The following is a 13,319-nucleotide window of genomic DNA, read 5'->3' on the forward strand; positions in this document are numbered from 1 at the left end:
AATTCTCTGTGATTGTTTATGATTATTTTGATTGTTGTCGTCAAAGGATGGAGAGAATATGATGAGTAAAATAACATCAATCAGCCGTGAATCCTGGCTACTTAGCACCTTCCCGGAGTGGGGATGCTGGCTGAATGAGGAAATAGAACAGACAGAGGTTGTCAGCGGCACTTTTGCCATCTGGTGGCTGGGGTGTACCGGGATATGGCTGAAATCAGACGCAGGTACTAATCTGTGTGTTGATTTCTGGTGCGGGACCGGTAAACAGACACACAGTAATCCTCTGATGAAAGCCGGTCATCAGATGCAGCGGATGGCCGGCGGGTTAGCCCTGCAACCTAACCTGCGGACGGCGCCTTTTGTTATGGATCCCTTTGCTATCCGGCAGCTGGATGCCGTATTAGCCACCCATGACCATAACGATCATATTGACGTTAATGTTGCGGCAGCGGTAATGCAGAATTGTGCAGAGGATGTGCCCTTTATCGGACCGCAGTCCTGCGTTGATATCTGGACTGGCTGGGGGGTGCCGCGTGAACGATGCCATGCAGTGGTGCCGGGCGATATTATTACCCTCAGAGATACACGGATTATTGTGCTGGATGCGTTCGATCGTACCGCACTGATTACCCTACCGGAAGGACAGGCAGCTGCCGGGGTATTACCGGCAGGGATGGATCAGCGGGCGGTTAATTATCTGTTTGAAACGCCGGCCGGGACGCTGTACCACAGTGGCGATTCTCACTATTCAAATTATTATGCCAGTCACGGTAACCGCTTCCCGATTGATGTTGCGCTGGGCTCCTTCGGTGAAAATCCGCGTGGTGTGACGGATAAAATGACCAGTGTCGATATATTACGTATGGCGGAGTCCCTTAAGGCACAGGTTGTGATTCCGGTACACCATGATATCTGGTCAAATTTCCAGGCGGACCCTAAGGAAATACTCAGCCTGTGGGAAATGAGACGACACCGGCTTCAGTACCATTTTAAACCTTTTATCTGGCAGGTCGGTGGTAAGTTTACCTGGCCGACAGATAAGGATAACCTTGAGTATCACTATCCCCGTGGTTTCGATGACTGTTTTACCCTTGAGCCTGACCTGCCTTTTAAAGCCTTCCTGTAAAACCACAGGGCGATTTATGGTGCGCACTTCTGCAGCAAAATGATATTAATAATCAGACTGTGCGCCTATAATCCACTGCTGATGTTTTATCTTGTAACGGAATGTCCATGACTGAGTCCCAGCGGCACCATGCCATCCTTGAGTTGTTACATACTCAGCGGCAAATTTCTGTCGCCGATTTGATCGCTGCCTTTGATATTTCGCCGGCAACTGCGCGGCGTGATATCAATAAACTGAATGATAACGGGCAATTACGTAAAGTGCGTAACGGTGCCGAGGTGCTGAATGTATCTCGTCAGTTATGGAGCCCGCTGAATATTCAACAGGTCAGTCATCTGGACGAAAAAATACGGATTACTGCCGCGGCGGCGGCCCTGTGTCAGCCCGGAGAGAGCGTGGTGATTAACTGCGGCTCGACCGCCTTTTTGCTGGGCCGTGAACTGTGCGGTAAAGATATTCAGGTGATCACCAACTATCTGCCACTGGCCAATTACCTGATAGAACATGAACATGAACGGGTGGTAATTATTGGCGGCCAGTATAATAAGCAGCAGTCGATAACTCTGGCTCCGCAGAGCAGCGAAGCTGACCTGTATGCCGGTCACTGGATGTTTACCAGTGGTGTCGGCCTGACCAGCGACGGATTATATAAAACGGATATGCTCAGTGCGATGAGTGAGCAGAAAGTACGGCACTATGTTGGCAAGCTGGTCGTGCTGGTGGACAGCAGTAAAATCGGCCAGCGGGCAGGGATGCTGTTCAGCCGCGCAGCAGATATTGATATTGTTATTACCGGGAAGCAGGCTGACCCGGCAGTGATCGGGCAGCTCCGCTCGGCCGGCGTTGAGGTAAAGCTGGTCTGATGATTTAGCCACGGGCATGGCAGCGAAGGGCTCCGGGACACAGCCAAAAAAAAGCCTCATCCGTAAGATGAGGCTTCTGTTATTTAGCGTACCGCAGACGTTTGTCAGTCATCCAGGAAGCTGCGCAGTACTTCTGAGCGGCTCGGATGACGTAATTTACGCAGGGCTTTGGCTTCAATCTGACGGATACGTTCACGGGTCACGTCAAACTGTTTACCGACTTCTTCCAGTGTATGGTCGGTATTCATATCGATACCAAAACGCATCCGCAGTACTTTCGCTTCACGGGCAGTCAGTCCGGCCAGGACATCGTGGGTCGCTGAGCGCAGGCTTTCTGAAGTCGCAGAATCCAGCGGCAGTTCCAGAGTGGTATCTTCGATAAAGTCGCCGAGATGTGAATCTTCATCATCACCGATCGGTGTTTCCATCGAGATCGGCTCTTTAGCGATTTTCAGCACCTTACGGATTTTATCTTCCGGCATCAGCATCCGCTCTGCCAGTTCTTCCGGTGACGGCTCACGCCCCATTTCCTGCAACATCTGACGCGAAATACGGTTCAGTTTGTTGATGGTTTCGATCATATGCACCGGAATACGGATAGTTCTGGCCTGGTCTGCAATTGAACGGGTGATTGCCTGACGGATCCACCAGGTTGCATAGGTCGAGAACTTGTAACCGCGACGATATTCAAACTTATCAACGGCTTTCATCAGACCGATGTTACCTTCCTGAATCAGATCCAGGAACTGCAGACCACGGTTGGTGTATTTTTTCGCAATCGAAATAACCAGACGAAGGTTAGCTTCCACCATCTCTTTCTTCGCACGGCGGGCTTTTGCTTCACCGATAGACATACGGCGGTTGATATCTTTAACCTGCTCGATGGTCAGTCCGGTTTCTTCTTCCACCATGGACAGCTTATGCAGACCGCGTTCGACATCTTCTTCGACGTCCTGCAGTTTTTCAGACCATGGTTTTTTCAGTGCCAGGGCTGCTTTAAACCAGCTGTTATTCGTTTCGTTGCCGGTGAACAGGGTGATGAAGTTTTTCTTCGGCATTTTGCAGATTTCAACACACAGCCTCATAATGGCACGTTCCTGACCACGGACACGATCCATCATCTGGCGCATGTTGTTAACCAGATAATCAAACTGTTTCGGTACTAAGCGGAATTGCTTAAACACTTCAGAAAGATTCTGGATTTCTGCAATCGCATCAGCATGACTGCGACTTTTACTTTTAATCACCGTACGGGTGATTTCGTACTGGGTGCGTAATTCAGCAAATTTTTCACGGGCCAGTTCAGGATCGATAGAGTTATCGTCATCTGAACTGTCGTCATCTTCGTCGTCATCTTCGTCGTCATCATCACGATCTTCTTCAGACAATTCAGACCCGACGTGGGTTGCTGTCGGTGCCATATCTTCTTCGGCATTCGGATCGACAAAACCGGTAATGATATCGGAGAGACGTGCTTCTCCGGCTTCGACTCTGTCGTACTGTTCCAGCAGATAAGTGATGGCTTCCGGGTATTCTGCGACCGAGCACTGAACCTGGTTGATACCATCTTCAATGCGCTTGGCAATATCAATTTCGCCTTCACGGGTCAGCAGTTCTACCGTCCCCATTTCACGCATATACATGCGGACAGGATCAGTGGTCCGGCCAATTTCAGATTCCACGCTGGACAGCACCTGCGCGGCGGCTTCTGCTGCATCTTCATCAGTATCGGAACTGTTTTCATTCAGCATCAGATCATCGGCATCAGGCGCTTCTTCAACGACCTGAATACCCATGTCGTTGATCATCTGAATGATGTCTTCAATCTGATCGGAGTCGACAATATCTTCCGGCAGATGGTCATTGACCTCAGCATAGGTCAGATAGCCTTGCTCCTTACCACGGGTGACAAGTAGCTTCAGCTGTGACTGCGGGTTTTGCTCCATAAGACGGTATCCACACTTCTGTTAATGAGATTGGTGTTTGCCGGGGGTAGCCGGCAAATAACAGTAAAGGCGTTTCAGTGGCTGCGGCCTTCATCGCAGCAATGGGCATCTGCCCTCAGTAATCGGCAATTAAGCCGCGGGTAATCTTTTTGTCATCATTCGGGTTTCATTATACCGGAACCCGGCACTCTCTGTAGAAACTGGCGCATTTTTCGTCAGGATTTACATTTGTAACCTGGGGTCACCGGGCCGTACTGCCGCCGGTCACCTTAATCTTATTTTTTCGCCAGCGCGGTCAGTAGTGACTGTAACTCACGCCGCTGTTCACTGTTCAATCCCTGAGTTCGATCCCTGGCAATCAGCTGTTCAAGCCGTTGTTCCAGGGCAGAATCGTAAATACTGGCTAACGAATCACTGAACACCGCGTCAGCTTCGTCATCAACTATCATGTGGTTCCAGATCGCCAGACTTTCAAGGGACTGAGCCATTTTTGTATCGCGATAGTTTTCCAGTAACTGGGCAGTGGTCAGACCAGGGTGCGCTTTACAGTACTGTACCAGCTCAGCAAACAACGGCAGTCCGGCGATCCCTGTTTCCTGTAATCCTTCAAGAGAAGGCACTTTTTCTGCCAGGGCCGGATTTTGCAGTAATAACGCCACCAGAATACGCATGGTGGTTTTTTTCATGACCGGTGATGCGACAGCCGGTCTGGTGTCAGCCCGCGCCGGCAGTAATTTTTCCAGCTGGCGGTCATCAAGGATCCCCAGTTTGTTGCCCAGAGCCTGGCGTAAATAAATACGCAGTGTTTCGCCCGGGATCTGGCTAATCAGTGGCAGTGCCAGAGTACTCAGACGGGCTTTCCCGTCACGGGTACTCAGGTCGACCTGCGGCAGCAGGTTATCAAACATAAAGTCTGACAGGGGAACGGCCTGTTCCATCCGCTGTTCAAAGGCTTGCTTGCCCTCTTTGCGTACCAGCGTGTCCGGGTCTTCACCGTCCGGCAGGAACATAAAACGTAACTGACGGCCATCGGTAATATAGGGCAGGGCCGTTTCCAGTGCCCGCCATGCCGCATCGCGTCCTGCTCTGTCACCGTCATAACAACAAATAACAGTGTCGGTGTTTCTGAACAGCAGCTGGATATGTTCACTGGTTGTTGAGGTGCCTAGTGAGGCAACCGCATAATCGATACCAAACTGTGCCAGTGCCACAACGTCCATATAACCTTCAACCACCAACAGTTTCGCTGGCTGGTTGTGGGCCCTGGTCACCTCATAAAGTCCGTATAACTGACGTCCTTTATGAAAAATCGATGTTTCAGGAGAGTTCAGGTATTTTGGGGTATCGTTACCCAATACCCGGCCACCAAACCCGATCACTCTGCCGCGTTTATCGCGGATAGGAAACATGACCCGGTCGCGAAAACGGTCGTAACTCCGGCCGTTGTCATTGGTTACCAGCATACCGGCATCAATCAGGGACTGTTTGTCATCCTGATTTTTGCCAAAACGTTTGAGGACGTTGTCCCAGCCGGGAGGGGCATAACCAATGGCAAAGTTTTCTGTCACCTGCTGACTCAGTCCGCGGCTGTGAATATATTGCCGGGCCGGTTCAGCCTGTGGTTGTGTTAACGATGTCTGATAAAACTGGTTCAGTCCGTCCATCAGCTGATACAGGCTCTGGCGCTGATGTCGTTCCATCGGGGTGTCGCCGCTACCGCTTTCGTAGGGAACTTCCAGCCCGTTCATGGTTGCCAGCTCTTCGATAGTTTCGACAAACTCCAGACGGTCAAAGTTCATCAGAAAATCGATAGCGTTACCATGGGCACCACAGCCGAAGCAGTGGTAAAACTGTTTGTCACCGTTCACAGTAAAAGACGGCGTTTTTTCGTTATGGAAAGGGCAACAGGCGTGATAATTCTTGCCTTGCTTTTTCAGCTTAACGCGGGCATCAATAAGGTCCACGATGTCCGTGCGTGCAAGCAAGTCATTGATAAATATACGCGGTATTTTCCCAGCCATAGACTCCGGATCTTTAGCTTATAAACGACAACAAGCCGCGCTTCCTTTCGGAAAGCACGGCCTTTCACTTTACTCAGTCTGCGTTTAACACGCGGGGGAGCGGGCTCCCGGACAAATTAGTACAGACGAGTGCGGCGTGCGTTTTCGCGAGCCAGTTTCTTGGCGTGACGCTTAACAGCAGACGCTTTAGCGCGCTTACGTTCGGTCGTTGGTTTTTCATAAAACTCACGACGACGAACTTCAGCCAGAACGCCTGCTTTTTCACAGGAACGCTTGAAGCGACGCAGTGCTACGTCGAAAGGCTCGTTTTCACGTACTTTAATTACCGGCATGTAACTCTCACCTCGATAAATTCGATTTGTGCAGCTGGCTGCAGCGCCAGCTTATTTCAAAATGGTGCAGTATTTTACTCCAGCGGTAGCTGGCTTGTAAAGCACCATGAACAATTTCAAACCAACAAAGCGCTTAACGGCGCTGTGGTTGCCGGTTTTTTTCAGACCGCGGAGTATAGCCTATTCTTTGGCCGGTAAAAAATCTTTTTAATGAAATCCTGCGGCGTAGGCCAGAATTATTAGCTGTGGTACACTCCCGCGGCGAAATCAGAGGTGAGTGTGATGCGAGTTTTGGGTATTGAAACGTCTTGCGATGAAACCGGAATTGCAATTTATGACGATGAATCCGGTCTGCTGGCTAACCAGTTGTATAGCCAGGTCAGCTTACATGCCGATTACGGTGGTGTTGTGCCGGAGCTGGCATCGCGCGATCATGTCCGTAAAACGGTGCCTTTAATCCGTGCAGCACTGGCTGAGGCCGGATTAAGCGGTAAAGATATTGATGCTGTCGCCTATACCGCTGGCCCGGGACTGGTCGGTGCTTTGATGGTCGGAGCAACCATCGGGCGTTCCCTGGCACTTGCATGGCAGGTGCCGGCAATTCCTGTCCACCATATGGAAGGGCACTTACTGGCACCGATGCTGGAAGATAACCCACCGGAATTTCCGTTTGTGGCATTGCTGGTTTCCGGGGGACATACCCAGTTAATCAGTGTCACTGGTATCGGAGAGTACCAGCTGCTGGGGGAGTCAATTGATGACGCGGCCGGTGAGGCATTTGATAAGACTGCAAAATTACTGGGGCTGGATTACCCGGGCGGTCCTTTATTATCCCGAATGGCAGCTGAAGGCGAAGCCGGGCGTTTTACTTTCCCTCGACCGATGACCGATCGTCCGGGGCTGGATTTCAGTTTTTCCGGCCTGAAAACCTTTGCGGCTAATACTATCCGTAAACATGATGACGATGCACAGACCAGAGCAGATATCGCGCGGGCTTTTGAAGATGCGGTAGTGGATACGTTAATGATCAAATGTAAACGCGCGTTGCAGCAGACCGGATTCAGCAAACTGGTGATTGCCGGCGGCGTCAGCGCCAATAAGACGTTACGTGCGCGGATGGCAGAGATGATGCAGCAGCGGGGAGGCGAAGTGTTCTATGCGCGCCCGGCATTTTGTACGGACAACGGGGCAATGATTGCCTATGCAGGTATGGTGCGTTTTAAAGGCGGCTTTGACAGCGATTTAGGGATTACTGTACGTCCGCGCTGGCCGTTATCGGAATTACCTCCGCTGGCTCAGTGACAGTGTCAGACCAGCCGCAGAGAATGGCTGGTTTACTGCTGGTCTGAGGAGCGATGCCGGGAGCGACGTTTCCACAAGCGATGCTCCCGTCCGCGCCATAACCGCTGGATATTGTCATGATGTCGCAGCAGGATCAGACAGGAAAGCATTGAGACCGGAAACGTGAATTGCGGCTTGAACCACCACACATAAAACGGGGCTATCAGGGCACTGATAATTGCCCCCAGCGATGAATAACCACTGAGTAATACCGTCAATATCCATGTCCCCATCATCAGTCCTGTCAAGTCCCAGCCGATCGGTGCTATGGCGCCGAGAGCGGTTGCCACGCCTTTCCCGCCCTGAAAATTGAAAAACAACGGATAAATATGACCGAGGCAGGCAGCGATCGCCGTCAGGCCGAGATAAAAGGGCGAAACATGCAGTGTGTACGCCAGCCACACCGGTAACATCCCTTTAAATACATCAAACAGTAATACAGCAACGGCTGCCAGTTTTCCGCCGACGCGCAAAATATTGGTCGCCCCCGGATTACCGGAACCCCGGGTACGTGGATCCGGATAACCGCAGATTTTGCACAGCAATATTGCGCCGGAAACGGAGCCGCAAAGATACGCAAAAAGGATCATACCCGCCGCGATTACTGTCATAATACCGTCCATACCTGTCCGTTGTTTGGGTTGCTGACTGGATAATACGCATAAAGCAGCGGAAGTGGTATCTGATAACCGTAAAAACACAGAGAGTAGCATCATGGATATAGTCTTTATTGAACAACTGACAGTATTTACCACCATCGGCGCCTATGACTGGGAACAGACAATCCGGCAGAAATTGTTACTGGATATTGAGATGGCCTGGGATAACCGGCAGGCGGCAAAGAGTGACGATGTGGCAGATTGTCTGAGTTATGCAGATGTCTCTGATGCGGTATTACAGCACTTACAGGGACAGCGTTTTGCGCTGGTAGAACGGGTGGCAGAAGAAGTTGCTGAGTTACTGATCCGTCGTTTTGCTCTGGAAGGCGTCAGAATAAAGGTGAGTAAGCCGGGGGCAGTGGCTCAGGCGAGTCAGGTCGGTGTACGTATCGAACGTGGCGTTATTCCTAAATAACCAGTAACTGGTATTAAATAATTGCCATCAAAATGAAACCCGACCAGAGTATTAATTGTCTTTACGTCCGGGCGCTTGCTGACCGGGATTATCTGTTGTACGCAACAGACCGGCCACAGCCCCGCAGACGATATAACGACTGACGGATATCGTCCGTGTCCGGATGAGCAATTGTGGTGTTTTTATCGGGTGGATTTGGAGAGGGTATTTTGATGGCGGATATGCATCACCTGTTGATCGCGGCTATTCTGGGGATGGTTGAGGGGCTGACTGAGTTTTTACCAGTTTCTTCGACCGGTCATATGATTATTGTCGGCTACTTACTGGGATTCGAGGGTAAAACTGCGGATACTTTTGAAGTGGTTATTCAGTTGGGGTCTATTCTGGCGGTGGTGGTTATGTTCTGGCGCCGGTTATTTGGCCTGATAGGGATTCATTTCGGTAAAGTCCCCCACCAGGGCAGGGGAAACGGACACCTGACACTGATCCATATTCTGCTGGGGATGATCCCCGCGGTAGTGCTGGGATTGATATTACATGACCGGATAAAGTCCCTGTTTACACCGCTGAATGTGATGTATGCCTTAATCGCCGGTGGCATTCTGCTGTTACTGGCCGAGTACTTTAAACCAAAACAACCGAAGTCCGTTGGCCTGGATGATATCACTTACCGGCAGGCGTTTATGATTGGCTGTTTCCAGTGTCTGGCCTTATGGCCGGGGTTTTCACGCTCAGGAGCGACCATTTCCGGAGGGATGCTGATGGGGATCAGCCGCTTTGCGGCGTCCGAATTTTCGTTTCTGCTGGCGGTGCCGATGATGATGGGAGCAACAGCGCTGGATCTCTACAAGAGCCTGGGTTTCCTGACCCTGAGTGATATACCTATGTTTGCTACCGGGTTTATCGTCGCTTTTCTGGTGGCATTGGTGGCAATTAAAGTTTTCCTTGAACTGATAAAACGCATTTCGTTTGTGCCGTTTGCTATCTATCGCTTTATTCTTGCAGCAGTAGTCTATTTTATTTTTACCTGACAGCGCAGCCGTACGGGGACCGATTACCGTCCCCGTACGGCGTGTATGGCTGCGTTGCACCACTGAGCTGATATTTATGGACAGGAAGGGCGAATGGCCTGAATACGTCGCCGGGTCAGCTCATGACGAATATCGGGGCCTTTAAAACCCGCTCTGACGATGTCGGTGACGGGAACTGCGGCAGCCAGATTATATAACTCTCTGATAAACATCGCCTGTGGATATTGCTGCTCCGTCAGCCCTTTACGTCCGCGGGCATCTGCTTCGCTGGCAATCGTCAGTTGTTCAAGCCGCTCCGGTTTCCGCCATACATCAATCCGGTCAAACAGACGGATAATGTTCTCTGCCGGCTGACGCTGGACGGTATGAATCACATCATGAAACTCGGTGATGACTAATGCCAGATCGCGGAAGTGATTAGGCACTTTCAGACGCAGGCACAGGGCGGTTACTAGCGGTAAACCGGCAATGCCGTGGCCGGGATGAGACGGCAGCAGTGCTTCCGGCGTCAGTGCTTTACCGGCATCATGAAACAGGGCAGAAAAACGGATGGCCGGGTCTTCTGTCAGTCTGGCAGCCATAGCCAGTGTCATCAGACTATGGATACCGGTATCGATTTCCGGATGCCATTTGACCGGCGCAGGGACCCCGAACAGATTATCCAGCTCCGGAAATAATACTTTCAGAGCACCGCACTGGCGTAACACCCGGAAATACACTTCCGGTTGCCGGACAGTCAGGGCTTTTTCTGTTTCTTTCCAGACCCGCTCGGCGGTCAGATGTTGCAATTCTCCGCTGTCGGAGAGTTGTGTCATCAGCGCCATGGTCTCTTCTGCAATCGTAAATCCCAGGTCGGCAAAACGGGCGGCGAATCGGGCGACCCGCAATACCCGCAGCGGGTCATCAACAAAGGCAGGAGAAACATGGCGCAACAGACGCTGCTGCAGATCCCGCTGGCCGTGCCAGGGGTCAATGATTTCCCCGTGGCTGTCCTGAGCCATGGCGTTAATCGTCAGGTCGCGCCGCTGCAAATCTTCTTTCAGGGTGACATCCGGGGAGAAACAGGTCGTAAATCCCGTATAGCCGTGGCCGGCTTTTTTCTCGGTGCGGGCAAGGGCATACTCTTCATGACTGTCGGGATGTAAAAAAACCGGGAAATCCCGGCCAGCCTGCTGATAGCCTTCAGACAGCAGCGCCTGCGGCGTGGCACCGACCACCACCCAGTCCCGATCTTTGACCGGCAGATTAAGCATGGCATCGCGGACGGCACCACCGACCAGATATGTTTTCACTGTATCACTCCTGTGTTTCTCCGTCGTTCCCGCATACGGCTGAGATTAGCTGGCGGAAGCGGCTGTACAGAACAGTAAATTCCGGGACGTCCCGGCCAGCAGTCAGCGCATCCAGCGATCGTTACTTTTACGGCGTGGCATCATACGTGGCAGTAACAGACCGATTAATAGCCCCAGTCCCATTACACCACCGCCATACATAAACCATTGCATGATAATCGCACGTTGCTTGTCATCCAACTGAACATTAGCGGCATCGACTTTTTTCTGTGCCACAATCAGTGCATTCTTCAGGTTCTGATTTTCCTGTTTCAGTGTGTTAATTGCTCCGTCACTGCCCGCTACCTTTTTCTGCATATCGGCAGTACGCTGATTCCAGCTGGTATCAATATTCGCCAGCTTATCAGTGAGATCTTTTACCTGTTGTTGCAACTGCGGTACCTGAGTACGCAGACTGGGGGTTTCACTCAGCTGAGACAGGGGGATCCAGTTAGTACGGCCCTGGGAGTCGCGGATTTCAGCATACTTAGTGTCCGGGCTGGACTGCAGCAGTGTTACTTGTTCACCGGCATTCAGTTTACCGACCAGGCGATACTGGTCACCGGGACCACTGCGTACCCAGGTTGACAGTTCATCGGAAATGTAACGGGTAGTATCAGCATGAACCGCAGGGGCTATACTACTGAAAGCCAGGAAAAAAAGGCCAGTGCGTGTAAGTTTATTCATTAGACGTCGTTTTTGCATAGTATATGGGTAAATTTAATGCCACAGTCTGGAGAGGGGCTGTATAGAGATAAATGAGAACTTTCCTGTTCTCGGCGATGCTAAAGCCTAACAAATCAAAGACAGTGCGTCTTTACTGGATTACTCTGGAAGCGGAGTAATTTAACGGTTTATTGATAGTAATTGTGACATTCAGAGATTCTATGACCATCGAAACAGAACTAAAGTTCATTGCCAGTCCGCTGGCTGCCTCACAACTGGCAGACCGTCTTAATGGCTGGCCTCACCAGCACTCTGCGCCTCAGGCTTTGGCAAATATCTATTTTGAAACGCCTGATAATCAGTTACGCCGCTGGGATATGGGGTTACGGATCCGCGGTATCAATCAGCACTATGAAATGACGCTGAAAACCAGCGGCCAGACGATTGGCGGATTACATCAGCGTCCGGAATTTAATGTCAGCTTAGCTGACGACACTCTGGATATTCGCTTACTGCCGGAAAGTGTCTGGCCGGAAGGTATTGATGTTACGGAACTCCAACAGCGACTGCAGCCCTTGTTCCGCACGGATTTTGTCCGTGAGAAATGGCTGGTGAGTTGTGGTGACAGTGAAATTGAAGTGGCTTTTGACCAGGGCGCTGTCATTGCCGGAGAGTTGCAGACTCCGCTGTTTGAAGTGGAGCTGGAGCTGAAAAAAGGTACACGTCAGGCACTGATGGCATTTGCCTTTGAGTTAATTGCCGGCGGCGGACTGCGGCCCGGCAGTCTGAGTAAAGCGGCCAGGGGCTATCATCTGGCTCAGGGAAATCCGCCGAAAAATGTCCGTCCGTTCCCGCGGGTGCAGGCAGAGAAAAAACTGACCTGTGAACAGGGTCTGCAAACGATGTTGTCTGTATTGCTGAATGAATGGCAATACCATGAAGAGTTATGGCTGGAAGGTAACAAAGAGGCCGGCGTGCGGGTGCGGGAGATACTGTTAGGTATCCGGGAAGTGTTTACCCTGTTTGGCAGCATGATCCCCCGTAAAGCCACTGGCCGGTTACGTGAATTATTGCTGACCCTGGCGCAGTCAGCGGTTGACAGCCCTGCTGAAGAGCTCTGTTTCTCTGCTGCCTCGGCAGAAACCCAGTTAGCACTGACTCACTGGCTGACCGAACAACCGTGGAAAGCCGTACTGGAAGAGAAACACCGTAAAAAACTGCAGGGCTCTTTTAAACGTTTTTGTGACGTGATGCTGGGCCGGGTGGTGGCGGAACTAAAAGGCACCACGGCTGAAGTTAGTCAGCCTGCAGGGTATCAGGATAAAGCTCAGCGTATTCACCGGCAGATACTGGCGGTTTGCCTGTTATGCGGAGCCTATCCGCTGACAGCCGTCGATGAGTGGCTGGCGCCATGGTGGCAGGTATTACAGCAAATTCATCAGGAACGTTATCATGACCTGCCGTGGACGCTGCGTTCATTGCATCGCCAGGCAGCGTTCTGGCTTAACGGTAATGAACCGGGCAAAGTCAGCGAATAACATCAGACCATTTCATCAGATATCACAGGGAATATAGTATGTTGCCGTTA

The 13,319-nt window shown here is 51.3% G+C and carries 12 protein-coding genes; 6 read left to right on the forward strand and 6 right to left on the reverse strand.

Annotation, left to right across the window (positions count from 1 at the left end; all coding sequences use genetic code 11):
* The first annotated feature begins 61 nt into the window (after window positions 1-61).
* Both ulaG and ulaR read left to right on the forward strand, forming a co-directional pair.
* Window positions 62-1,126, forward strand: coding sequence for an L-ascorbate 6-phosphate lactonase (ulaG, locus tag JK216_RS12330; RefSeq protein WP_212710941.1), 1,065 nt, complete (start codon window positions 62-64; stop codon window positions 1,124-1,126).
* Between the two features lie 107 nt (window positions 1,127-1,233).
* Window positions 1,234-1,989 carry an HTH-type transcriptional regulator UlaR gene (gene ulaR, locus JK216_RS12335; RefSeq protein ID WP_212708555.1) on the forward strand — a complete coding sequence of 252 codons (756 nt, stop codon included), beginning with the start codon at window positions 1,234-1,236 and terminating at the stop codon, window positions 1,987-1,989.
* Window positions 1,990-2,093: 104 nt separating this feature from the next.
* Here ulaR and rpoD read toward each other — a convergent pair whose 3' ends face one another.
* The 3 genes from rpoD to rpsU form a co-directional block, all read right to left on the reverse strand.
* The gene (gene rpoD / locus JK216_RS12340; protein ID WP_212708554.1) at window positions 2,094-3,935 is read right to left on the reverse strand and encodes an RNA polymerase sigma factor RpoD; all 1,842 of its coding nucleotides are present in this window, start codon (window positions 3,933-3,935) and stop codon (window positions 2,094-2,096) included.
* Between the two features lie 275 nt (window positions 3,936-4,210).
* On the reverse strand, window positions 4,211-5,956 hold the full coding sequence (gene dnaG, locus JK216_RS12345) for a DNA primase (protein ID WP_212708553.1): 1,746 nt from the start codon (window positions 5,954-5,956) through the stop codon (window positions 4,211-4,213).
* 116 nt (window positions 5,957-6,072) lie between these two features.
* Window positions 6,073-6,288, reverse strand: coding sequence for a 30S ribosomal protein S21 (gene rpsU / locus JK216_RS12350; RefSeq protein WP_001144069.1), 216 nt, complete (start codon window positions 6,286-6,288; stop codon window positions 6,073-6,075).
* 282 nt (window positions 6,289-6,570) lie between these two features.
* Here rpsU and tsaD point away from each other — a divergent pair, with 282 nt between their 5' ends.
* On the forward strand, window positions 6,571-7,590 hold the full coding sequence (gene tsaD / locus JK216_RS12355; protein ID WP_212708552.1) for a tRNA (adenosine(37)-N6)-threonylcarbamoyltransferase complex transferase subunit TsaD: 1,020 nt from the start codon (window positions 6,571-6,573) through the stop codon (window positions 7,588-7,590).
* A 32-nt stretch (window positions 7,591-7,622) separates the two neighbouring features.
* Here the strand turns inward: tsaD and plsY are convergent, their stop codons facing one another.
* Window positions 7,623-8,240, reverse strand: coding sequence for a glycerol-3-phosphate 1-O-acyltransferase PlsY (gene plsY / locus JK216_RS12360; protein WP_212708583.1), 618 nt, complete (start codon window positions 8,238-8,240; stop codon window positions 7,623-7,625).
* Between the two features lie 103 nt (window positions 8,241-8,343).
* On the opposite strand from plsY, the gene folB reads away from it, so the two are divergent.
* Together folB and bacA are read left to right on the forward strand one after the other, a co-directional pair.
* Window positions 8,344-8,703 (forward strand): bifunctional dihydroneopterin aldolase/7,8-dihydroneopterin epimerase, encoded by a 360-nt coding sequence (gene folB, locus JK216_RS12365; protein WP_212708551.1) that lies wholly within the window; start codon window positions 8,344-8,346, stop codon window positions 8,701-8,703.
* 212 nt (window positions 8,704-8,915) lie between these two features.
* The gene (gene bacA, locus JK216_RS12370) at window positions 8,916-9,734 is read left to right on the forward strand and encodes an undecaprenyl-diphosphate phosphatase (protein ID WP_212711743.1); all 819 of its coding nucleotides are present in this window, start codon (window positions 8,916-8,918) and stop codon (window positions 9,732-9,734) included.
* A 74-nt stretch (window positions 9,735-9,808) separates the two neighbouring features.
* On the opposite strand, the gene JK216_RS12375 is transcribed toward bacA, so the two are convergent.
* A complete protein-coding gene (locus JK216_RS12375) occupies window positions 9,809-11,026 on the reverse strand; it encodes a multifunctional CCA addition/repair protein (RefSeq protein ID WP_212711744.1) in 1,218 nt (405 codons plus the stop codon).
* 102 nt (window positions 11,027-11,128) lie between these two features.
* Window positions 11,129-11,752: a TIGR04211 family SH3 domain-containing protein gene (locus tag JK216_RS12380; protein ID WP_212708548.1), complete on the reverse strand. Its 624-nt coding sequence runs from the start codon at window positions 11,750-11,752 to the stop codon at window positions 11,129-11,131.
* A 200-nt stretch (window positions 11,753-11,952) separates the two neighbouring features.
* Between JK216_RS12380 and JK216_RS12385 the strand changes: the two genes are divergently transcribed.
* Window positions 11,953-13,269 (forward strand): inorganic triphosphatase, encoded by a 1,317-nt coding sequence (locus JK216_RS12385; RefSeq protein WP_212708547.1) that lies wholly within the window; start codon window positions 11,953-11,955, stop codon window positions 13,267-13,269.
* Window positions 13,270-13,319: the final 50 nt, after the last annotated feature.

It is taken from the genome of Tatumella sp. JGM94, assembly GCF_018257595.1.
GTDB classification, from domain to species: domain Bacteria; phylum Pseudomonadota; class Gammaproteobacteria; order Enterobacterales; family Enterobacteriaceae; genus Tatumella; species Tatumella punctata.

What these genes read in the sequence shown, in the direction of transcription:
- ulaG (WP_212710941.1), top strand. Translation starts at nt 62, where the DNA reads ATGAGTAAAATAACATCAATCAGCCGTGAATCCTGGCTACTTAGCACC.
- ulaR (WP_212708555.1), top strand. Translation starts at nt 1,234, where the DNA reads ATGACTGAGTCCCAGCGGCACCATGCCATCCTTGAGTTGTTACATACT.
- rpoD (WP_212708554.1), bottom strand. Translation starts at nt 3,935, where the DNA reads ATGGAGCAAAACCCGCAGTCACAGCTGAAGCTACTTGTCACCCGTGGT.
- dnaG (WP_212708553.1), bottom strand. Translation starts at nt 5,956, where the DNA reads ATGGCTGGGAAAATACCGCGTATATTTATCAATGACTTGCTTGCACGC.
- rpsU (WP_001144069.1), bottom strand. Translation starts at nt 6,288, where the DNA reads ATGCCGGTAATTAAAGTACGTGAAAACGAGCCTTTCGACGTAGCACTG.
- tsaD (WP_212708552.1), top strand. Translation starts at nt 6,571, where the DNA reads ATGCGAGTTTTGGGTATTGAAACGTCTTGCGATGAAACCGGAATTGCA.
- plsY (WP_212708583.1), bottom strand. Translation starts at nt 8,240, where the DNA reads ATGACAGTAATCGCGGCGGGTATGATCCTTTTTGCGTATCTTTGCGGC.
- folB (WP_212708551.1), top strand. Translation starts at nt 8,344, where the DNA reads ATGGATATAGTCTTTATTGAACAACTGACAGTATTTACCACCATCGGC.
- bacA (WP_212711743.1), top strand. Translation starts at nt 8,916, where the DNA reads ATGGCGGATATGCATCACCTGTTGATCGCGGCTATTCTGGGGATGGTT.
- JK216_RS12380 (WP_212708548.1), bottom strand. Translation starts at nt 11,752, where the DNA reads ATGAATAAACTTACACGCACTGGCCTTTTTTTCCTGGCTTTCAGTAGT.
- JK216_RS12385 (WP_212708547.1), top strand. Translation starts at nt 11,953, where the DNA reads ATGACCATCGAAACAGAACTAAAGTTCATTGCCAGTCCGCTGGCTGCC.